The sequence below is a fragment of the Chenggangzhangella methanolivorans genome (assembly GCF_019797865.1).
GTDB lineage: Bacteria > Pseudomonadota > Alphaproteobacteria > Rhizobiales > Methylopilaceae > Methylopila > Methylopila methanolivorans.
This window is the reverse complement of record NZ_CP081869.1, coordinates 3,694,252-3,713,990: the sequence shown is the minus strand read 5'-3', so window position 1 is coordinate 3,713,990 and position 19,739 is coordinate 3,694,252. Positions and strand designations below refer to the sequence as shown.

Below are 19,739 nucleotides of genomic sequence, written 5' to 3'. Positions count from 1 at the left end.
TGCTCCTCAGGATCTCGGTCTGGGCGAAGCGCGCGCCTGTCGACGCCGGGCAATGAGACCTCCAAACTCGCTTATGGATGAACCTGACGGCTCCCCTCTCCGGCCTGTTGCACGCGCCAATCGACGATCAGTCTCGTGCTCGCCGGGGGCCGTCGCCCGCTCGCGGCCTGCGCCGCCGCGGTCACGGAGCGCCGCGCGAGCGTGAACGACACCACGCCGTTCGGCGCGGCGCGGTCGATCCAGAGCGCCGAGCCGTAGGCCGCCAGAATGTCCTGCACGATGACGAGCCCGAGGCCTGCAGAGCTTTCGCGGTCGCCTGCGGTGAGGCTCGGGGGCGCGGCGTCCGAACCGAAGCCCGGACCATCGTCCTCCACCACGATGCGGGCGGAGGTGTCGGAGACCTCGATTCGGAGAGACACAGCGCCCTTCGCCCATTTGCGAGCGTTGTCGAGCAGGTTGCCCAGGATCTCGCCGAAGTCGTCCGGATCCATCTGCAGCATCAGCCTGTCCGGCGGGACGTAGCGCCATTCAAGCTCTTCGCCGCGTGGCAGACGGGTCATGACCCGCACGAGCCGCTCGGCCGTCTTCGAGGCGTCCACATAGGCGCCGAGCGCGGCCGTCGCGCCGTGGGTGCGCGCGCGGGCGAGCTCGCGTTCGACATGGGTCTGGATCGATGTGATCTGCTCGCGCAGGCGCTTCGCCGACTCGCCTTGCCCTTCGCTTTCGAGACGCCGGCATTCGGCGGAAAACACCGCGATCGGCGTCTTCAATCCGTGGGCGAGCGACCCTGCGCGCTCGCGAGCCTTCTTGACCAGTTCTTCCTGCCCATCGAGCAGACGATTGAGATCGATGGTCAGGGGCTCGACCTCGGCCGGCACCGCCAGATTGAGGCGCGCGGACTCGCCCTCGCGGACAGCGTTCAGCTCGGCGCGCAGCCGCGCCAGCGGCGACAGGATCACATGAAGCTGGAGGCCGGCTGCTGCGACAAGCACCAGCGCGATCAAGGCGAGGACGTAGAACATGTCCCATAGGAAGGCGGCCCGCGCCGCGACGATCTGGTCGTGGTCGAGCGCGACCGCGAGCGAGAGAGTTCGTGCCGAGCCCGGCGGCCCGACCGTGATCTCGCGCTCGGCGACATAGAGCTCCCGGCCGCCGGGCGTCTCGACCTCGTACCAGGGCGAGCCGTCGTGCATCGGCGCGTGGCGGGCGAGGTCGACCTGGCCGTCGCCGAGCGAGGGCGAGCGCAGCACGGGATGACCGCCCTCCGACACCTGCCAATAGGCGCCGCTGTCGAACCGGCCGTAGCGGGAGTCGCGCTCGGGCTGGGAGATCTTAAGCTCGCCGTCGGGCGCGACCGTGATGTCGCGCGCAAGGTCGGACCAGCGAACGTCGAGGTCGCGGCCGAGCGTCTCGAGCATGTGACGCTCGAAGACGATCACGGAGCGCGGGCCTGCGACCGAGCACGCGACATGCGACGGCCGCGAGCAGCATGCGACAGCGAGCGTTTGCTGTCCGCATTTCGCGACGGCCCGAGCACATGCGCCTTCCGGCACGCCTTGGCCGCGACGGGTCGCGATGGCGTCGGAGCCGATCTTCTTGCGGATGCGGGCGATCAGCACCTCGACCGCATTGCTGTCCGGCTCCCGCTCGGACCCGTAGACATGCTCGACGAGCTCGGATTGCGAGACCACGCAGCCTTTGTGATGGGCGAGGTAATTGATCGTCCGGAACTCGAGCGACGACAGGTCGACCGGCCGGCCCTCGCGCACGACCGAGAGCCGCCGTGTGTCGATCCGCAGGCCGCCCGCCTCGATCACCGAGGTCGCGTGCCCCGCGGCGCGGCGGACGAGCGCGCCGACCCGGGCGATCAGCTCCTCGATCTGGAACGGTTTGGGCAAATAATCGTCGGCGCCGGCGTCGATGCCCTCGACGCGCTCCATCCAGGCGCCGCGCGCGGTGAGGATGAGCACGGGCGTGGTCACGCCTTCGGCGCGGAGGCGCCGGAGCACGCTGAGACCGTCGAGCTTCGGCAGGCCGAGATCGAGGACAACGCAGCAGTAATTCTCTGTCCCGGCCTTGAACCAGCCGGCTTCGCCGTCGCCTGCGACCTCGCAGACATAGCCCGCCATTTCGAGAGCGCGCGCCACGTCTTCGGCGATCGACCGCTCATCCTCGACGACAAGAACACGCATGCACGGGCCTTTTCGCGCCGGCGGCGCTGCTGGCCAGAGCAACGTCGTCTGAAGCCGCAAGCGGCGGAAGACCCGAACACTAGCAAGCGCAAGCTGACGGCAGGCTGACAGGCGCCGTCAGGCGCGCAAGGGGCGGCGGGGGCTAGTCTCAGCGCATCGGTTGACGCGGCGCCGCCCGCTCCGCGTCAAGGCCACGAGATCGGCGCGGCTTCCCGCCCCTCGCCGACGCCGCTCTCGTGGCCTCCCGTGGCGTCGAGCATCGACATGCGGTCATCTTTCAATCGCGTTCAGCCGACAGACTCGCCGCCCGGCGGAGCTGCGCCCGCGTATCCTCGCCCGGCGCCATGTTCCTCGCACCGTGGCGGAATGCGGCCGTCTCCGGCGCGTCTCTCTTCGGGGGAACGATCACAGTCTCCGGCCATTCCACGGAGAGCGTCAGCCTGCGGGGACAGGCGCTCGAGAGGCAAACCGCTTGACCATCGCGTATCTCAACCGCGTCGCCACCGCGACGCCACGGAACGACGTCCACGACGCCTTCGTCGACTTCGCCGAACGACAGATCTCCGACCCACGGGTCGGCCGCGTGTTCCACCGCATGGCCGAGCGCGGCCAGATCGACCATCGCTGGTCGTCGCTCCGCCCGAAACGCGACGACGGCGACGGCGTGCTGGACCTCGACGGCTTCTACGAGCTCGGCCGCTTCCCCTCGACCGCGGCCCGCATGCGCCGCTACGAGGCTGACGCGCCCTCGCTTGCAGCCGAGGCCTTCGGGCGGCTCGGCCTCGGCGAAGAGGCGACGAGCCTCACCCATCTCATCGTCGTCTCCTGCACCGGATTTTCCGCTCCCGGCGTCGACTTCGACCTGATCGCGCGGTTCGGGCTCAATCCCTCGATCGAGCGCACCACGGTGGGCTTCATGGGCTGCTACGCGGCGATCAACGGGCTGAAGCTCGCCCGACACATCGTGCGTTCCGAGCCCGAGGCGCGAGTGGCGGTCGTGTGCCTCGAGCTCTGCACGCTGCATCTCAACGAGACGCCCAGCATCGAGCAGCTTCTGTCGTTCCTCGTCTTCGGCGACGGCTGCGCCGCCGCGCTCGTGAGCGCCGAACCGACCGGCGTTTCGCTCGACAGCTTCCACGCCGCGATGGCGCCGGGGACCGCGGAGGAGATCCGCTGGAACATCCGGGACCTCGGCTTTGACATGTTCCTGTCCGGCCAGGTGCCGAGCGAACTCGGCCGCACGCTCCGCGCGGGCGCCGAGGCGATCCTCGCAGGCCGGCGGATCGAGGAGGTCGACCTCTGGGCCGTCCATCCGGGCGGACGCTCGGTGCTCGACGCGGTGGAGACGGGGCTGTCGCTGAAGGAGGACGCGCTCGCGGCCTCCCGGCGCGTGCTCCGAGGCAACGGCAACATGTCCTCCGCCACGGTGCTGTTCGTGCTCGCCGAGATCATGCGCGAGGCCGAACCCGGCCAGACCGGCTGCGCGCTCGCCTTCGGGCCGGGGCTCGTGGCCGAGACCATGATGTTCAGGGTCGCGGGATGAGCGCCTTCAGCGCCGCCGCGCGCTCCCACGAACGCGAGTTGATGGACGACGACGCCACGGACTACGCGACGTTTCGCGGGTGTCTCAAAGACCTCGCCCGCGTGAACCGGCTGTCGCTCGGCTATCGGCCGACGCTCGACTTCTTGAAACGGCTTCAGCGGGAGGACCGGTTTCCGAGAAACCGTCCGCTCGCGATCCTCGACGTCGGTTCCGGCTATGGCGACGCCCTGCGGGAGATCGCCGCCTGGGCCAGGGGCTCGGGCGTCGCCGTGAGGCTGACGGGCATCGACCGCAACCCGTGGGCGGCGCGCGCCGCGCGCGAGGCGACGCCGGCGGGCGCGCCGATCGACTATCGCACGATCGACCTCTTCGACTTCGAAGCCGACGGCGCGGTCGACGTGGTGGTCAGCGCGCTCTTCACCCATCACCTCGACGACGCCGAACTGATACGCTTTCTCGGCTGGATGGAGCGGGTCGCTCGCGTGGGCTGGTTCGTCAACGACCTCCGCCGCGACCGTCTCGCCTTCCACGGTTTCCGGGCAGCCTCCTGGGCGCTGCGCATGCATCGCTTCGTGCAGCATGACGGGCCGGTGTCGTTCGCCCGATCCTTCACCGCGCAGGACTGGCGGCGCGCGCTCGGCGACGCCGGCCTGCCCGAAGGCGCGGCCGAGATCGAGCGCAAGGCGCCCTATCGGCTCTGCGTGTCCCGGGTGAAGCCGTGAGCCGCCACGACGTAGCGATCATCGGCGGCGGCCCGGCGGGCGCGGCGCTCGCCGCGGAACTCGCCGCGGCCGGTCGCGACGTCGCGCTCATCGAGCGCGAGGCGGCGCCGCGCGACAAGGTCTGCGGCGAGTTCCTGAGCCCCGAGGCTGTCGCCGTGCTCGACCGGCTCGGGATCGATCTCGCCGCGCTCGGCGCGGTTCCGATCCGCGGCGTCGGGATCTCGCGTGGGTCATGGCGCAGCGAACGGCCGCTGCCCTACCGGGCCATGAGCCTGTCGCGCCGCGCGCCGACGAGCAATGCTGCGGCGGGCGGAGACCAACGGGGCCCGCGTCCTGCGAGGCGCTTCCGCGCGCGGCCTCGCCCGCGACGGCGAGCGCTGGCGCGTCAGCCTGCCGGCAGGGGCGGTCACGGCGCGCGAGGTCGCGCTCGCGACCGGCAAGCACGACCTCCGCGGCCATCCGCGGCCGAGCGGCCCGCAAGGCGATCTCGTCGGCTTCAAGATGCATTTCAGGCTCGGGGCCGACGCCCGCGGGGCGCTTTCAGGCCGGGTCGAGATCGGACTTTTCCCGCGCGGCTATGGCGGACTCGAACCGATCGAAGACGACAGGGCCAACCTCTGCTTCGTGATCTCGCAAGCAGCTCTAGCGGCCTCGGGCGGCGGCTGGGCCGGGGCGTTCGATCGCGTCCGCGCATGCTCGGCGCGTTTCGAGGCGCTGCTCGCGGACGCGACGCCGCTGTTCGAGCGCCCGCTCGCCATTTCGCGCATTCCCTATGGGCTCGTCCGGCGCACGACCGAGGGCCCATGGCTCATCGGCGACCAGGCCGCGGTGATCCCGTCCTTCGCCGGCGAGGGCGTCACCTTCGCGCTGCACGGCGCGGCGCTCGCGGCCCGCGCGATGCTGGCAGGGAAACCGGCGGCGGCGTTCCAGGCGGAGCTCGCCCGTGACGTCGGATCTCAGATCCGGCTCGCGACCGCCCTCTCCCGGATGATCGTCCACGCGCCGGTCCAGCGCCTCGCGCAGCTCGTCGCCCCGGCGGTCGTGCGCTGGCTCGCGGGCGCCACGCGGCTGAAGGCCCCCTCGCCTTCTTCGGCTGCGCCGGTTTCGGCTGCTCGCGGCTAGTCCCTCTCGCAAGCGTTACGCCCTGCCATCGCCCACGTCGAAACGCGCGGCTTGAAAAGTCGCATGCAGACTTGTATGCAGATCTCCATGCAGGACATTACAAGCCGCGCCGAACCCGTTCCGACCCGTTACGAGCAGGCCTATGAGACCATCCGCGAGATGATCGTCTCGGGGCGCCTGCGCGGCGGCGACGTCATCTCCGAGGTCAAGCTCGCCGGAGAGCTCGCGATCAGCCGCACGCCCGTGCGCGAGGCCGTGAAGCGGCTGGTGGCGAGCGGGCTTGTCGAGAGCACGCCGCGGGGCCTGCGGGTGTTCCGGCCCAAGCCCCAGGACGTGGCGGAGGTCTATTTCCTGCGCGCGGCCATCGAGGGCGCGATGATCCGCGCCGCCTGCCTGCGGATCGCGCCCGACGAGATCACAGCGCTCCGAAAAATCCACACGAGGACGCTCGAGGCCAATGGGCGCGACGACATCGCCTCGCTCGTCGCGCTGAACGGCGAGTTCCATTCCGCGATCGCCGCGGTGGCGGGGAGCGTGCGGGCCGAGAACAGCCTGATGGCGCTCGATCCGCTGGTCGCGACCTATCGCCGGCTGTCGCTGTTCGCGCCCGGCCATCGCGCGGCGTCGATCGACGAGCACGGCCGCCTCATCGACCTGCTCGACGCGCGCGACGGCGACCGGGCCGAGGCGCTGATGCGCGCCCACATCGCCCGCGCCGGCCGCCGCATCACCGACGCGGTGCTGCAGATCGATCCGGCGGGCGACGACGGCGAGGCCGCCCGGCAGCTCGCCAATCTCGACAGCCTCGACGCCGACATTGCCGCCCGCTGAGCGCGCCAACGACAAAAATTCGCATGGGAGACGCGTGACATGGACGAGATGACTTTCGACGTGGTGGTGGTGGGCGGCGGCGTGACCGGCGTCGCGGCCGGCATCGCCGCAGCGCGCGCCGGCGCCAAGGCCGTGGTGCTGGAGCCGCGGCCCTTCGTCGGCGGCAACGCCACCACAGGCCTCTGCCTCCACAGCTTCCTGACCCGCGATCGTCGCCAGACCGTGTTCGGCCTCGCGCAGGAGATGGTCGACCGCCTGAAGGCGATCGGCGCCGCGGTCGGCCACATCCCCTATGACGGCTTCGTCAGCGCCGTGACGCCGGTTGACGGCGACTGGTTCCGCATCCTTGCAAGCGAGATGCTCGCCGAGGCCGGCTGCCAGGTGATCTACGGCGCGAGCGTCGTGGGCGTGGAGCGGGACGGCGACGCCATCGACGCTCTCACCGTCGCCATGAAGGGCGGGCTCCGCCGCGTGGTCGCGAACTCCTACATCGACGAGCGGCGACGCCGACATCGCCGCGCTCGCCGGCGCGCCGACGCGAAAGGGCGAGGAAGGCACCGGCAAGATGCAGCCGGTCTCGATGCTGATGCACTTCCACCGCGTCGACACGCGCCTCATCGCCAAGACGCTCGGCGAAGTCGGCCCGGCGATGGCCGACAAGCCCGGCGAGAGCGAGCCGATCCCGGTCTACTTCAACGGCACGTTCAGCGCCTGGAACGACGTCATCGCGGAAGAGAAGATCTTCCCGAACCGCGACCACAAGGTGTTCTTCAACACCGTCTGGCCGGACCGCATCAACGTGAACACCTCCGCGGTGTTCGGCGTCGACGGCACGGACCCGCTCGCCATGTCGCGCGCCTTCCAGGACCTGACCCGGCAATGCGTGAAGGCCGGCAATTTCCTCGTGAAGCACGTGCCAGGCTTCGAGCGCGGCTATTTCGCGCCGCAGGTGGTCGCGGGCGTGCGCGAGAGCCGCAACATCCTCGGCGCTACGAGATCACCAAGGAAGACGTGCTCGAGGGCCGGAAGTTCGACGACACGGTCGGCAGATCTGCTTCCCCGTGGACATCCACCACCCCGACACCGGCCAGGCCTATTTCGTGGATGTGGGCGGCGACGGCGCGTTCGACGTGCCCTACCGCTCGCTGCTGCCGCAGGGGATCGACAACCTGATCGTCGCGGGCCGCTGCCTCTCGGCCACCCACTTCGCCCATGGCGCGACGCGCAACATGGCGCCCTGCATCGTGACCGGCCAGGCGGCCGGAACGGCGGCTGCGCTCGCCGCGCGCGGCAACGCGCCGGTCGCCCATCTCGACGTCGCGGACCTGCAGAAGCGGCTCGTCGCCGACAACGCGTTCCTCGGCGAGACCACGGAGACGCGCCAGCGCCGAACAGCCTGACGATCGAACTCAAGACTCAAAAACAAGAAGCCGCACATTGGGAGGACTGACATGAGGCGTAGGGAGTTTCTTGCGCTTGGGGCCGGCGCGCTTGCGGCGCCGGCCTTCATCACCAGGGCGCATGCCGTCCGGTCGGACTGGCCGACGAAGCCCGTCCAGATCACCGTGCCGTTCCCTCCGGGGAGCGCTTCCGACATCCTGTCGCGCGCGCTCGGCGCGCCAATGGGCGACATGCTCGGCCAGCCGATCGTGGTCGAGAACAAGCCCGGCGCCGGCGGCGCGATCGGCACCGGCTCGGTCGCGGTCGCGCCAGCCGACGGCTACACGCTGCTGATGGCGACAGCCGCCCACACCATCACCGCGGTCACCATGAAGAAGCTGACCTTCGATCCGCGGAAGGACTTCATCCCCGTGATCGAGCTCACCACCATGCCGCTGGTGCTGGTGGTGCACCCGGACGTGAAGGCGAACTCCGTGCAGGAGCTTGTCGCGCTCGCGAAGGCAAAGCCCGGCGGCATCAGCTTCGCCTCCTCCGGCCCCGGCACCACGCACCAGATGGCGAGCGAGTTCCTAAAGCTCACCGCCGGGATCGACATCGTCCACGTGCCCTATCGCGGGAGCGGTCCGGCGCAGCTCGACCTCACGACAGGTCGGGTCGACATGATGTTCGACAACATCGTGGCCTGCATCGCCAACATCCGCGCGGGCAAGCTGCGGCCGCTCGCGGTCAGTTCGAAGCAGCGCTCCTCGATCCTGCCCAACGTGCCCACGATGGCGGAGTCCGGCTATCCGGACTTCGACGTCGGGGCGTGGTTCGGGATCATGGTGCGGGCCGGCACCCCGCAGCCGATCGTCGAGCGCATCGCGAAGGTCTCGGGCGAAGCCATGCGCCAGCCCAAGGTCTCCGACCTCTTCACCAAGGACGGCGCGGTGGTGACGTGCAGGACCGGAGCGGACTTCGAGAAGCTGCTGGAGGCCGACTACGCCCGCTGGGAGCCGGTCGCCAAGGAAAGCCGGATCCAGATCGAATGAGCATCAGCTTGCTGGGACGGTGTTGGATGTATCAACTCCGTCCCGGCAGGATCGGCGCTTTAGGGCCGATGAGACGACCGGCGCTCCATGGCTTCTTGGGTAAGCGGGAAAGTCGGGTCGGCGTAAAGCCTCCTCTTAGAGGCGGCCCCTACATGATCATACACCCGCAACCGTTCGGCGGAGCGCCAGAAGCGGATGCGATCGGCTTGTCCGAAAACAAACCTTCGCCACACGCGCTTGGATAGAGAGGCGCGCAAAACTCGCTCGCTCTGCATCGCCGACGCGAGTGGCGGCTTTGCTTGAGGACGGCGTTATCGGGGCCGCTGCCCGGCGGTCGGAATTGTCGTCTCCATCCCGACTGCCGCCATCGCCTACAGGACGAAACCATCCCTCTTCGTCCCGAGCGCCGCGATATAGTCCCGGAGCGAGGCCGGCAGGGCTTCGAACCACTCTTGCTCCTTGCCCGGCAGGGGCAGGACATGGCCGTATTCCACCATGTCGGTCGGCTCGAGATTGCAGAGATAGACCCAGATTTTCTCCTCCTCGACGCCGGCGATCCGGGCGACATCCCGCATGATCGCGAGCATCAGCCCGCTGCGTTGTTCGACCGTCCGGCCGGAGCGGATGTCGGCCCTGATCCAGATCTGTTCCGACGCGGGCTCGCCGCCCAGGTAGCGCTGCGCGCCGGCCTTCTCCTCGATGACCACCTGCACGAAATAGGCGGGCGCGCCCGTCGCCTCGTGATGGTTGCGGGTGATGGCGCGCGCGATCTCGGCCTTCTTGGCCTCATCGAGCAAGTTGGGGCGCACGGAGCAGACGTAAGTCGGCATGACGTTCCTCCCTTGTGGGCGCATGGATTTGCGCCGCTGTTTTCATGCGAGGCGGCCGCCGGGAGCTCCGGCGCGCCGTTGTCTTCTAGCTCTCGCCCGGCTCCCATTCCGGGCTGTAGCCGCCCAGCGCCGGATGATACATCTCGTCCCCGGAGTGCTGGGTGAACTCGACGTTCAGCCGATCCTCCTCGAGGCCGAGGATCTTGACGCAGTGGGCGCAGAGCGCCTTCGCGACCTCCATCCTCAGCTCCGGCGGCCGACCGCGGCGCACGTCCAGCATCATGACCGAGACCGGGACAGGATCCGTCCCGGCCTCGACCACACGCCAGACCCCGCCTTCCCCCAGTTCCCGGATCGCCACGCTGATGCGCCGGACGTCGACGGACATCATGGCGGCGTAGGTCTCGCTCATGCGTCTCGCGAGACGCCTTTTGTCAGCCCAAGGATGCGGGCCGGCCACGTCGAGCTGCAGATATGGCATCGGGAGCGCTCCGGTTCGCGATCGCGCCGAGGGGCTCAGCTCAGCCCGTAGCGCGGCGAGGGCTTTGCGTTGTTGAACTTGGGCGCGAGCGCGAGGCGGCCATCCTCCCAGCGCGACCAGTCGTCGTCGTCCTGAAGCCCGGGGATGGTGACGCGCTCGCCCTTGTCCAGGCCGGCCAAAGCCGCGTCGACGAGATCGGCCGCCGATCGTGATCGGCGAGGTCTTCTGCGCCGCATAGCCGGCCACGTCCCAGAACTCCGTCGCGGTCGCGCCGGGAAGGACCGTCTGGATGCGGACGCCCTTGCCGGCAAGATCCTTCTGCAGCGAGTGGCCGAAGCTCAGCACGTAGGACTTCGAGGCGCCGTAGACGCCGTTCAAGACCTCGACCGCGACCCCGACCACCGACGAGATGTTGATGATCGTCCCCGAGCCGCGCGCAGTGAAGCCCGGGACGACCGCGTAGGTCAGCCTCGTGAGCGCCGTGACGTTGAGGAAGATCATGGCCTCCATCTCGTCGACGTCCGCGGTCTCGATCGAGGCGACCGAGCCGACGCCTGCGTTGTTGACCAGCATGGCGACGCTCGCGTCCTCCTTCAGCCGAGCCTCGAGGCGGGCGAGATCGGCCTTGTCGCCGAGGTCCGCCCTGAAGGCCTCGACGGCCCGCCCCGTCTCTGCGGTCAGCCGCGCGGCGAGCGCGCGCAGCCGCTCCTCGTTCCGCGCGACGATCAGAAGGTCGTAGCCCCGTCTCGCGAGCCGCTCCGCATAGACGGCGCCGATGCCTGTGGAGGCGCCGGTGACGACGGCGACGCCCTTTGTGGTCTGGGTGTTCATTTTCTTGGCTCTCTGAATGCCTCTTGGCGGCGCGGCCGCCGTTCCATGCACAGACGCTACCGTTGATCTATTCCGTCTCAAATGTCATATGTGCGTCGTTTTAAGACATAGTCGAGGGCGTGATGAGGCGCATCGGTTTCGTTGTCTATCCGGACCACTCGCTCATGGGCCTCGCGGCCGTGACGGCCTTCGAGATCGCCAATCTCGTCGGCGACGAGGCGGCCTATGACCTGCGTTTCGTTTCGGAGCGCGGGGGAGGAGTCCGCACCTCCGTCGGCGCGAAGCTCGACACCGAACCCTTTGGGGAGGAGGCCTTCGACACGCTGCTGATTGGCGGCGGCACGCTCGTCAGTCCCTCGACCGAAGGCCTCATCGCTTTCGTGCGCGCCGCCGCCGGCCGAAGCCGCCGCGTCGCCGCGATCTGCACTGGGGCCTTTGTGCTGGGCGAAGCAGGGCTGCTCGACGGCCGGCGCGCTACGACGCACTGGATGCACGCCCGGGACCTTCAGAGACGGTTCCCGAAAAGCGTCGTCGACGAAGACAGGATCTTCATCAATGACGGCCCGGTCTGGACTTCCGCCGGCATGACCGCGGGCGTCGATCTCGCGCTCGCGCTCATCGAGGAGGATCTCGGCCGGGAGGTCGCCAGGTCGGTCGCGCGCAAGCTCGTGCTCTACCATCGCCGCGCGGGCGGCCAGTCCCAGTTATCGACGCTTCTCGAGCTGGAGCCCAAGTCGGACCGGGTGCAGAGCGCGCTGACTTACGCCAAGCGCAACCTCGACAAGCCCCTCACGGTCGAGGATTTGGCGGAGGCCGCGCGTCTCAGCCCGCGCCAGTTCAGCCGCGTGTTCCACGCCGAAACCGGCCAGTCGCCCGCCAAGGCCATCGAGAACCTGAGGGTTGAGGCCGCGCGCGAGCTGATGGAGAGCAGCCTCCATCCGATCGACGTCATTGCCGACCGGACAGGCTTTGCAGACCGCAACCGGATGCGGCGGGCCTTCGTGCGCGCGTTCGGCCAGCCGCCCCAGGCCATCCGGCGCAATGCGCGCGCCGAAGCCATCGACGCGACAGGACGTTGAAGCAGGGCGACCCGTCGATGAGCGCGGATCAGACGGGGCTGCGCCTGACGTCATGCAGCGAACCATGAAGCAACCTCGCGACACGGCCATTCATCGCTTGCGAAGGTTGGGGCCGAAGGTTCGAATCCCTTCGCCTGCTCCAGTCTCTCAAAACGAAGAAGGCCGCCGGTCTCCGGCGGTTTTCTCTGGTTCCGGACTCGATTCGAACGGCGGTCTGAGAGGCTGTGGACGCAGCTCGGTCACATCGAGCTTTCCTGCACCCGATGGGCGCCACGCCGACCTTGGCGACGATCGCCGTGGGGACGGCGAACGCGGCCGCGAGCCACGCCCAAGCAGCCGGAACCCGCCCGCGCGCCCGCTTCATGCGGCTGGCGCGGGCAGCGGCAGGCTTATGGTGACGCGGAGACCGCGCGGCTCGGCCGCATTCTCGAGCCGCACCTCCATGCCCGATCGCGCCGCCGCCGCCTTGACGATGGCGAGACCAAGGCCCGCTCCCCCGGAGGTCGCCCGCCCCGCTCGCACGAAGCGTTCGAACACACGCTCCAGCTCGTCTTCGGCGACGCCCGGACCGGTGTCGCGAACAGCGATCTCGACCCGGTCGCCCGCCAGCGCGCTCGAGACGTCGACGCTGCCGCCGGACGGGGTGTAGCGCACGGCGTTGTCGACCACGTTCATCAGCGCCGCGGTCAGGTCCTGCTCGCGGCATCCCACGGTCGCATCGATCTCGGACACAACCCCGAGATCGACCCCGCGCTCGTCGGCGAGCGGCAGCGCCGTCTCGATGACTTGCCGCAGCGCCGCCGAGAGGTCTGTCGAAGGCGAGACGCTCGGATCATGCGGCGCCTCGGCGCGCGCGAGGTCAAGAAGCTGGGATGTCAGGCGGCTCATCCGCAAGATGCCTTGACGGATCTCGGCGATCTCGCCCGAAACGGCCTGAGCGCCCGGAGCCCGCGCAAGATTGCCGACTTGGAGCTGGAGCGCGGCGAGCGGCGTCCGCAACTGATGGGACGCGTCGGATACGAACCGCTTGCGCAGCTCGAGCAGTTCGTTCTGCCGGGCGAGCAAGCCGTTCACCTGCTCGACCAGCGGCACGATTTCGCTCGGCAGCCCCTCGGTCGACAGCGGGCTGTCATGCTCGGCCTGAGCTTCGCGAAGCTCGTCCGTGAGACGCTCGAGCGGGCGGAACAGGCGGGTCACCAGCACCCCGAGCACCAGCCATGACAACGGGATCAGGATCGCGATCGGCGCGACCGCCTGGATCGCGGCCTCGTTGGCGAGCTCGTCGCGCGTCTGCTCGCGCTGCGCGGCCTGAATGACCCGGTCGTCCGTCACGATCGCGTAAGAACGCCAGCCCTCGCCCTTCACCACCTCGTCGCTGAAGCCGGTTTTCTGGGTGGCCGGAAGATCGACGCTGTCGTCTGACCGGCGGATGATCCGCCCGGTCGCGTCGCGAATGACGATCAGGATCGCGTCGTCGGCCTCGATCGGCGGGTCGGGGGGCGGCAGGGGCCTCGCGACGTCCCCGACGTTCATGGCGATCTGGCGGAGCTGATCGTCCAGAAGCTCGTCCGGCTCGCTCTCCACCACCAGGAACGCCGCGCCCACGGCGGCGATCCCAACCGCGGTGAGCAGGAGGAAAAGCGCGAGCGCGAGCCGTGCGCGCAGCGACTTCATGCGAGGGCGCCGGCGGTCGCCTTCGGGATCACCCAGCCGACGCCGCGGACGTTGCGCACGATGTCCTTGTCGAACTTGCGGCGGACGTAGTGGATGAGCACGTCGACCGCGTTGCTCTCCACCTCCTCGCCCCAACCGTAAATGCGGTCCTCGATCTGCGAGCGAGACAATACCGCGCCGGGTCGTTCGGCGAGCACCTGGATGAGGGCGAACTCCCGCGCCGACAAGGCGTGATGCTGGCCGCGATAGGCGACCTCGCGGGTCGCGAGGTCGAGAGTCAGCTCGCCGCACTCCATCAACGAAGCGGAGCGGCCGGCGTTTCGGCGGACGGCGGCGCGGATGCGCGCCTTGAGTTCGTCGACCTCGAACGGCTTCACGAGGAAATCGTCGGCGCCGCGGTCGAGCCCGTCGATCCGGGTCTCGAGGTCGTCGCGCCGTCAAAATCACGATCGGAGTGTCGTCGTTGCGCTTTCGAAGCCGATCAAGGATCGCAAGCCCGCAGCCGTCCGGAAGGCCGAGATCGAGCAGGATGACGGCGTAGGACGACGTGTCGAGAGCGGCAAGGCCCGTGGCGGCGTCCTCGACCCAGTCGACCACCACGCCGGCGTCGGCGAGCGCCTGCTTGAGGCTCGGTCCGATCATCCGGTCGTCTTCAATCAGAAGCGCGCGCATCGCTTTGGGGTCTGTGTGAGAACCGGACGCGCCGGCAGGGACAGCAGAGCATCGCAGGACCAGAATTATAACTCGATTAGGAGCCGAAGCATCTGCTCGGGCGGCTTCGCGCGCCCCCTAAGTCGCGCCTAAGTCGCTCCGCTTATCCCGATCGTCATCGCGCCATCGAGCAGGTCGACGGCGCCTCCATCGATCGGACGCCCAATGAAGACCATCAAGCTCGCCACAGCCGTCGCGACCCTCGCCTCGGCCGGCTGTTTCGCATCCTTCGCCTATGCGGCCGCAGTCCCGTGCGAGGACAAGCTCGTCGAACTGCGCGCGGCGATCGCAAAGACGACGCTCGGCGACGCCGACATGAAGCCGGTCAAGACGCTCGAGGCGAAGGGCGTCGAGCGCTGCAACGCCGACGACGACAAGCGCGCCGACGCTTTCTTCGACGACGCGCTGAAGCTCCTCAAGAACTGACCGTCCAAAGCGACATTCGACAGACAGGAGACGTCATGACGGCGCTCGCCCGCAAGACCCAGACCAAGGCGCTCAACCGGGCCCCGGAGGTCACGCTCGAATTCTGGCTGATCAAGCTCATGGCGGTCACCATGGGCGAAACCGCCGCGGACTACCTCGCCGTCAATCTCGGGTGGGGCCTGACCGCGACGTCGCTCGTGATGAGCGCGTTCCTGGTCGCGGCCATCGCGCTGCAGTTCGCCCACCGGCGCTACGTGCCGTGGGTCTATTGGCTCGCGGTGGTCATGATCAGCATCGTGGGCACGCTCGCGACCGACACTCTCGTCGACACGTTCGGCGTCGCGCTGACCACGACCACGGTCGTGTTCACGCTCGCGCTCGCCGCGACATTCGCGATCTGGCGGCTGTCGGAAGGGACGCTGTCGATCCACGAAATCTTCACGACGCGTCGCGAGGCGTTCTACTGGAGCGCGATCCTGTTCACATTCGCGCTCGGGACGGCGGTCGGCGACCTGATCGCTGAACATTATGAACTCGGCTACCTGACGACGGGTCTGCTGTTCGCGGCCAGCGTGTCGGTGATCGCCTGCGCCTATTACGCATTCCGGCTGAACGGCGTCGCGGCTTTCTGGCTGGCCTATATCCTGACGCGCCCGCTCGGGGCCTCGTTCGGAGACCTGCTGTCGCAGCCTACCGAATATGGCGGCCTCGGCTGGGGGACCATCGTGACCAGCGTGGGCTTCCTGCTCTGCATCGCCGGCTTGGTGGCTTTTCTTACCTTCAAAGGCCGGGTCAGGTCGGGAACGCCGGCGCGGAGCTCGGCGGGATAGCGCCCTCCACCGCCTCGCGTGGACGCCGGCATCCTCAGACCCAGCGGCCGCCCTCACAGGCGGCCGCTTCCTTTTGTTCAGTTTGGCCTCCGAACTGTTCGTTTTTCAGAGCTTTTCGGGCGTCGCGCGCAAAAGCCGGCGCCTCCGCCCGCCAGCTAATTCGTGCCTAAGTCGCCGGTCTCAGTCTCCGCCGCAGCGTGAAACGAACGGTGAAGGCGCGTCGATGATGGGGTCTCGAACCAATCCAAACCAGTCGGTCCTACGGGCGCTGATCGTCGCCTTGAGCGCGCTCGCCGCGGCGGCCGCCTTCGGCGCGGTCGTCGCCTCGGCGCTGTCGATCGGCGGCTCCCGGATCAAACCCTCCCTCCAGAATCCCTTCGAGTCTTCGAGGTCGTCCCAGTGAAAGATTTCGCCAACGCGGTCCGCAGCGCGTCGAGCACCCTGCTGCGATCCGGCTACGCCATCGTCCGCACGGGCGGGCTGATGAAGGCCTGTCTCGACGAGACGTTCGACGACGCGGACGGCTTCTTCGCGCGAACCGCGGCCGAGAAGGCCAGGTTCTCGAGGCCCGACATCCTGGAGGCCACCGCGCCTTCGGGGCCGAATTTTCGGGCGACGCCTCCCGGCCCGATCTGAACGAGACCTATTCGCTCGTCCTGCGCAACCAGACCCGCCCCGACATCGCCGGATGGCGCGCCGCAAATCCTCTGCACGGCGACCTCTGCCGCGCCGCGCCGTTCTACGCCACGCTCGCCAACGGCGTGCTCGACGACCTGCGCGACGCCGTCGACCCGGAGGGCGACCGCATCGACGCGGCCGAATTCTCCTACCTCCAGCTCAACTACTATCGGCCGGGCCGGGAGACCCGCGACCTGCTGCAGGACGCGCACGAGGACGGCCATCTGCTGACGATCGTCACGTCGCGCCAGCCGGGGCTCGAGTTCGAGGTCGACGGCCGGTTCGAGCCGGCCAATCTCGCGCCCGACGAGCTGCTGATCATGCCGGGAGGCATCCTGACGCTCATGACCGGAGGCCTGATGCAGCCTCTCGTCCATCAGGTGCGCAACGTGCCGGGCCTTCGCAAGCGGGCGTCGCTGATGTTCTTCGTCAACGCCAGCGTCGCCAATCCGCCGCGCGCATGGATCGCGGCGCGGGACGGAACCTACCCGGACATCCGCCAAGCCACGATCGAAAGCTCGCAGATGTTCGGGCTCGGCTCCATCGGAGCGCTCGCGCAATGATCGCTCCCCGCACGTCTGTCGCCGGCCAGTTCGGGCCGTTCCTGCTCGCCTTCGGACTCGCGCTGCCGCTCTTGGCGCTCTCGGGCCGGGTCGCGCCGCTCGGGCCCGAGTCGGGCTTCGAGATCGGCAACGACTTCGTGGCGCTGCTCGGACTGAGCTTCGCAGGGATCCAACTCGTCGCGCACCGGCGATCCGCCAGCTTGCGTGCCGCTTGGGGCTGGGCCGCGCTTGGAACCCTGCTGATCGCGGTCGAAGATCACCTCGAACCGCTGGTCGCGCCTGTCGTCCCGAAGCTCCTTGAGGTCGGCCTCTCGAACGTCGCCTGGATCCTGGCGGCTTCTCTGATCGTTCTCGCCGGCCGCCGCTACGCCATGCGCCGCTACGTCATGATCGTGATGCGCCTGGGCCTTGCGATCACCCTCGCGGCGGTCGGCCTCAACTTCGCGCTGCACGCCTTCGGGTTCGACGAAACTGCCCATGGGATGGCGAAGGCGGAGGATCTGGCGGAGCTCGCAGCCACGACCACCTTCGTGCTCGGCCTGCTGCTCACCCAGATCGCGCCGATGAAATCCTACCATTTCGCCCCGGACCAGATCGGTCTCAGGGCGCGGAGGCTGTTCTACGATTTCGGCCTCGAGACCCGCCGGCGCTATCCCGCGCCGCAGCCGATCCTGGCGCTGCCGGTCATCCGGCATCTTTTCATCCTCGCGATCATCGCGCGCTTCATGCCGGGCTCCGCGGGCGCGGTGCGCGACGTCTATGGCCGCGGCGTCCTCGCGCAACTGGGCGATCTCCTGCGCATGGGCTTCGTGCACGGCGTCGACGCCAAGAGCTATTACGTCCACGAGCTTTACCGGCCCGAGCCCGGCCTGTTCGAGGCCACCATCACCCGCGTCGAGACCAAGAACGGGCTGAACCGCCGAATCCAGTTGCTGCGCGCCGCCCAGGGCGGGCCGAGCGACATGAACGACAAGCTCGAATTCTTCCGCGTGTGCGAGGAGCACGGCGTGGCGACCGCGCCGATCATGGCGACCGTCGAGGACGGCGCGCTCGTCTGGATGGCGTCCCGCGACGACTTCGATCGTGACCTCTTCGTCAAGGATCGCAGAGGCCGCGGCGGGCGCTTCACGTTCAATTTCGAGAGGGCCGGCCGGTTCCTCTACCGCGCGGACGACGGCGCCATCGTCAACCTCGCCGAAGTCCTTCAAACGCTTCGGCTCTCCTCCGCCGACCGCAGGCTGATCATACAGCCGAAGCTCCGCAACCATCCCCTCATCGGGTCGCTGGCCGAGAAATCCCTGGTGGTGTTCCGCGTCATGACCTGCCTCGACTCTCGCGGAGAGCCGCAGGCGACGCACGGCGTGCTCAGGCTGCTGCGCCGCTTCGAGCCCGGCTGGCCGAAGACGCCGGACGCCGACTGGGGCTGTGAGATCGACGTCGAGACCGGCGCGTTCGGCCTGATGACCGGCGACGCGCCGGAGACCGCGACGCGCTGGTTCACCGACCATCCGGCGACCGGCGAGCGGCTCTCCGGGCGAATTCTGGAGGGCTGGCGCGAGATTTCGGAAGCCGCGCTCGCCGCGCATCGCGTGTTCTCCGCTCGCGTGCTCGTCGGTTGGGACATCGCCTGGACGCCTGAGGGGCCTGTCATCCTGGAAGGCAACTCCAATCCGGACGTCTCCTATTTCCAGCGCGTCTCCCGGACGCCCGTCGGACGTTCCCCGCTTGGGCCCCTGCTCAATGTCCATCTCGGCGCGCTGACCGCGAAGCTGCTCGACCAGACGGCGCGCGAACAAAGGCGGCCGGACGCCGATCGACGTGACGCCAAGCCGGGGCCCCGGTCGTTTGTCGCGGCGAAGCTTGCGGTGGATCGCTTCTTCGAACGCGGAATCGGCGGAAGGGCCGCCGGAACCTTGGCCGACATGCGCTTCGCGCGCTGGCGTCGGGCGAACCCGGGCGCGACCTACGCCGACTTCTACGCCCATCGCGCGACGCTGCGGCTCGAACGCGGCGGCGCGCACAAGACGCTTGGCCTGCGTCACTACCGGGCGGATCCTCTCTTTGCGTCGGTGACGCACGAAACCGCCCAGTTCTCGAACCGCGGCCGCCGCTATTTCAGGTGGTTCGAGGATCGGGCGCTTCGGTCCGACATGGTCTGCGTGGACTATGGCTGCGGCAGCCTTCGCGTCGGACAGCATTTCATCCGCCATCTCGAGCCAGGCAGGTACATCGGGCTCGACGTCGTCGATCGCTTTTTCAGGGACGGGCTGACCTTGCTCGGACCGGAGCTCGTCGCCGAGAAGCGTCCCTATCTGTCGGCGATCGACGCAGCCTCTCTCGAATTCGCGGCGCGCCGCAATCCCGACCTGATTTACAGCACCGCCGTGCTCCAGCATGTGCCGCCGGCCGAGCTCGACGCCTATTTCGGCGCGATCGTCGGCATGATGGGGCCGCGCGCCGTCGCGGTGGTGAACTTCAAGTCTGCGGACAGCACGGTGCGCATCGGCTCAAGCGCCTGGGCGCATTCCTTCCCCAAGCTGCTGTCTTCGCTCGATCGGGTCGATCCGAAGCTCATCGTCTGGCACGAACCGCAGCCGGCGGGCGACGGCGACGATCATGCGCAGGCCATGCTGATCATCGCGCGCGCGCCGGACCAACTCGCAAAGTGGTCGGCGCGCCCAGACTGATCGACGTACGACGAGCCGCCGCGCAGGTTTTGCATGTTCGACCGCTTCCGGGACAGATCCCGGAAGCGGTCGAATTCTTATTCGTCTTGCTCGTGGCGCGACCGCCT

The 19,739-nt window shown here is 68.6% G+C and carries 17 protein-coding genes and 6 pseudogenes; 16 read left to right on the top strand and 7 right to left on the bottom strand.

Features of this window, described 5'->3' with window-relative positions:
* Positions 1 to 71 precede the first annotated feature (71 nt).
* Positions 72 to 1,418, bottom strand: coding sequence for a sensor histidine kinase (locus K6K41_RS30020; RefSeq protein WP_346433459.1), 1,347 nt, complete (start codon positions 1,416 to 1,418; stop codon positions 72 to 74).
* Between the two features lie 135 nt (positions 1,419 to 1,553).
* A pseudogene (locus tag K6K41_RS19440) lies at positions 1,554 to 2,192 on the bottom strand (response regulator transcription factor); the annotation flags it as partial.
* A 472-nt stretch (positions 2,193 to 2,664) separates the two neighbouring features.
* Here K6K41_RS19440 and K6K41_RS19435 point away from each other — a divergent pair.
* The 9 genes and pseudogenes from K6K41_RS19435 to K6K41_RS19400 all read left to right on the top strand — a co-directional run bounded on the left by K6K41_RS19435 (position 2,665) and on the right by K6K41_RS19400 (position 8,842).
* Positions 2,665 to 3,735 (top strand): type III polyketide synthase, encoded by a 1,071-nt coding sequence (locus K6K41_RS19435; RefSeq protein ID WP_261401864.1) that lies wholly within the window; start codon positions 2,665 to 2,667, stop codon positions 3,733 to 3,735.
* Entirely contained in the window at positions 3,732 to 4,457 is a 726-nt protein-coding gene (locus K6K41_RS19430; RefSeq protein WP_261401863.1) for a methyltransferase domain-containing protein, read from the top strand. The genes K6K41_RS19435 and K6K41_RS19430 overlap by 4 nt, the downstream gene beginning before the upstream one ends.
* A pseudogene (locus K6K41_RS19425) lies at positions 4,454 to 4,582 on the top strand (FAD-dependent oxidoreductase); the annotation flags it as partial. The gene K6K41_RS19430 and the pseudogene K6K41_RS19425, both read left to right, overlap by 4 nt.
* A 172-nt stretch (positions 4,583 to 4,754) precedes the next feature.
* Complete coding sequence (locus K6K41_RS19420) at positions 4,755 to 5,579, top strand: NAD(P)/FAD-dependent oxidoreductase (protein ID WP_261405894.1); 825 nt, start codon at positions 4,755 to 4,757, stop codon at positions 5,577 to 5,579.
* A 75-nt stretch (positions 5,580 to 5,654) separates the two neighbouring features.
* The gene (locus K6K41_RS19415) at positions 5,655 to 6,410 is read left to right on the top strand and encodes a GntR family transcriptional regulator (RefSeq protein ID WP_261401862.1); all 756 of its coding nucleotides are present in this window, start codon (positions 5,655 to 5,657) and stop codon (positions 6,408 to 6,410) included.
* Between the two features lie 39 nt (positions 6,411 to 6,449).
* Positions 6,450 to 6,845 (top strand): annotated as a pseudogene (locus K6K41_RS30635) (FAD-dependent oxidoreductase); the annotation flags it as partial.
* A 76-nt stretch (positions 6,846 to 6,921) separates the two neighbouring features.
* A pseudogene (locus K6K41_RS30630) lies at positions 6,922 to 7,344 on the top strand (hypothetical protein); the annotation flags it as partial.
* A 127-nt stretch (positions 7,345 to 7,471) separates the two neighbouring features.
* Positions 7,472 to 7,810 carry an FAD-dependent oxidoreductase gene (locus K6K41_RS19405; RefSeq protein WP_261401860.1) on the top strand — a complete coding sequence of 113 codons (339 nt, stop codon included), beginning with the start codon at positions 7,472 to 7,474 and terminating at the stop codon, positions 7,808 to 7,810.
* A 51-nt stretch (positions 7,811 to 7,861) separates the two neighbouring features.
* On the top strand, positions 7,862 to 8,842 hold the full coding sequence (locus tag K6K41_RS19400) for a tripartite tricarboxylate transporter substrate binding protein (protein ID WP_261401859.1): 981 nt from the start codon (positions 7,862 to 7,864) through the stop codon (positions 8,840 to 8,842).
* 371 nt (positions 8,843 to 9,213) lie between these two features.
* Here K6K41_RS19400 and K6K41_RS19395 read toward each other — a convergent pair whose 3' ends face one another.
* The 3 genes and pseudogenes from K6K41_RS19395 to K6K41_RS19385 form a co-directional block, all read right to left on the bottom strand.
* Positions 9,214 to 9,672: a tautomerase family protein gene (locus K6K41_RS19395; protein ID WP_261401858.1), complete on the bottom strand. Its 459-nt coding sequence runs from the start codon at positions 9,670 to 9,672 to the stop codon at positions 9,214 to 9,216.
* 85 nt (positions 9,673 to 9,757) lie between these two features.
* Positions 9,758 to 10,084 carry a tautomerase gene (locus tag K6K41_RS19390; RefSeq protein WP_261401857.1) on the bottom strand — a complete coding sequence of 109 codons (327 nt, stop codon included), beginning with the start codon at positions 10,082 to 10,084 and terminating at the stop codon, positions 9,758 to 9,760.
* Between the two features lie 104 nt (positions 10,085 to 10,188).
* A pseudogene (locus K6K41_RS19385) lies at positions 10,189 to 10,984 on the bottom strand (SDR family NAD(P)-dependent oxidoreductase).
* A 122-nt stretch (positions 10,985 to 11,106) separates the two neighbouring features.
* Here K6K41_RS19385 and K6K41_RS19380 point away from each other — a divergent pair.
* Positions 11,107 to 12,063 (top strand): GlxA family transcriptional regulator, encoded by a 957-nt coding sequence (locus K6K41_RS19380; RefSeq protein WP_261401856.1) that lies wholly within the window; start codon positions 11,107 to 11,109, stop codon positions 12,061 to 12,063.
* Between the two features lie 360 nt (positions 12,064 to 12,423).
* Here K6K41_RS19380 and K6K41_RS19375 read toward each other — a convergent pair whose 3' ends face one another.
* Both K6K41_RS19375 and K6K41_RS19370 read right to left on the bottom strand, forming a co-directional pair.
* Positions 12,424 to 13,737, bottom strand: coding sequence for an ATP-binding protein (locus K6K41_RS19375; protein WP_261401855.1), 1,314 nt, complete (start codon positions 13,735 to 13,737; stop codon positions 12,424 to 12,426).
* Positions 13,734 to 14,409: pseudogene (locus tag K6K41_RS19370) on the bottom strand (response regulator). Before K6K41_RS19370 ends, K6K41_RS19375 begins: the two are co-directional and overlap by 4 nt.
* A 204-nt stretch (positions 14,410 to 14,613) precedes the next feature.
* Between K6K41_RS19370 and K6K41_RS19365 the strand changes: the two are divergent.
* From K6K41_RS19365 to K6K41_RS19340, 6 genes are all read left to right on the top strand, one after another.
* The gene (locus K6K41_RS19365) at positions 14,614 to 14,874 is read left to right on the top strand and encodes a hypothetical protein (RefSeq protein WP_261401854.1); all 261 of its coding nucleotides are present in this window, start codon (positions 14,614 to 14,616) and stop codon (positions 14,872 to 14,874) included.
* A gap of 35 nt (positions 14,875 to 14,909) precedes the next feature.
* Positions 14,910 to 15,704: a COG4705 family protein gene (locus K6K41_RS19360; protein WP_261401853.1), complete on the top strand. Its 795-nt coding sequence runs from the start codon at positions 14,910 to 14,912 to the stop codon at positions 15,702 to 15,704.
* A 223-nt stretch (positions 15,705 to 15,927) separates the two neighbouring features.
* Entirely contained in the window at positions 15,928 to 16,107 is a 180-nt protein-coding gene (locus K6K41_RS19355) for a hypothetical protein (protein ID WP_261401852.1), read from the top strand.
* Complete coding sequence (locus tag K6K41_RS19350; protein WP_261401851.1) at positions 16,104 to 16,340, top strand: hypothetical protein; 237 nt, start codon at positions 16,104 to 16,106, stop codon at positions 16,338 to 16,340. Before K6K41_RS19355 ends, K6K41_RS19350 begins: the two co-directional genes overlap by 4 nt.
* Positions 16,341 to 16,465: 125 nt before the next feature.
* Positions 16,466 to 16,945 (top strand): 2OG-Fe(II) oxygenase family protein, encoded by a 480-nt coding sequence (locus K6K41_RS19345; protein ID WP_261401850.1) that lies wholly within the window; start codon positions 16,466 to 16,468, stop codon positions 16,943 to 16,945.
* Positions 16,942 to 19,632: a sugar-transfer associated ATP-grasp domain-containing protein gene (locus K6K41_RS19340; RefSeq protein ID WP_261401849.1), complete on the top strand. Its 2,691-nt coding sequence runs from the start codon at positions 16,942 to 16,944 to the stop codon at positions 19,630 to 19,632. Before K6K41_RS19345 ends, K6K41_RS19340 begins: the two co-directional genes overlap by 4 nt.
* The last annotated feature ends 107 nt before the right edge of the window (positions 19,633 to 19,739 follow it).

Excerpts from the sequence above, each read along its gene's own strand:
- K6K41_RS19375 (WP_261401855.1), bottom strand. The coding sequence starts at position 13,737 with ATGAAGTCGCTGCGCGCACGGCTCGCGCTCGCGCTTTTCCTCCTGCTC.
- K6K41_RS19395 (WP_261401858.1), bottom strand. The coding sequence starts at position 9,672 with ATGCCGACTTACGTCTGCTCCGTGCGCCCCAACTTGCTCGATGAGGCC.
- K6K41_RS19360 (WP_261401853.1), top strand. The coding sequence starts at position 14,910 with ATGACGGCGCTCGCCCGCAAGACCCAGACCAAGGCGCTCAACCGGGCC.
- K6K41_RS19390 (WP_261401857.1), bottom strand. The coding sequence starts at position 10,084 with ATGAGCGAGACCTACGCCGCCATGATGTCCGTCGACGTCCGGCGCATC.
- K6K41_RS19420 (WP_261405894.1), top strand. The coding sequence starts at position 4,755 with ATGCTGCGGCGGGCGGAGACCAACGGGGCCCGCGTCCTGCGAGGCGCT.
- K6K41_RS19355 (WP_261401852.1), top strand. The coding sequence starts at position 15,928 with ATGATGGGGTCTCGAACCAATCCAAACCAGTCGGTCCTACGGGCGCTG.
- K6K41_RS19400 (WP_261401859.1), top strand. The coding sequence starts at position 7,862 with ATGAGGCGTAGGGAGTTTCTTGCGCTTGGGGCCGGCGCGCTTGCGGCG.
- K6K41_RS19415 (WP_261401862.1), top strand. The coding sequence starts at position 5,655 with ATGCAGATCTCCATGCAGGACATTACAAGCCGCGCCGAACCCGTTCCG.
- K6K41_RS19380 (WP_261401856.1), top strand. The coding sequence starts at position 11,107 with ATGAGGCGCATCGGTTTCGTTGTCTATCCGGACCACTCGCTCATGGGC.
- K6K41_RS30020 (WP_346433459.1), bottom strand. The coding sequence starts at position 1,418 with ATGCTCGAGACGCTCGGCCGCGACCTCGACGTTCGCTGGTCCGACCTT.
- K6K41_RS19340 (WP_261401849.1), top strand. The coding sequence starts at position 16,942 with ATGATCGCTCCCCGCACGTCTGTCGCCGGCCAGTTCGGGCCGTTCCTG.
- K6K41_RS19430 (WP_261401863.1), top strand. The coding sequence starts at position 3,732 with ATGAGCGCCTTCAGCGCCGCCGCGCGCTCCCACGAACGCGAGTTGATG.
- K6K41_RS19365 (WP_261401854.1), top strand. The coding sequence starts at position 14,614 with ATGAAGACCATCAAGCTCGCCACAGCCGTCGCGACCCTCGCCTCGGCC.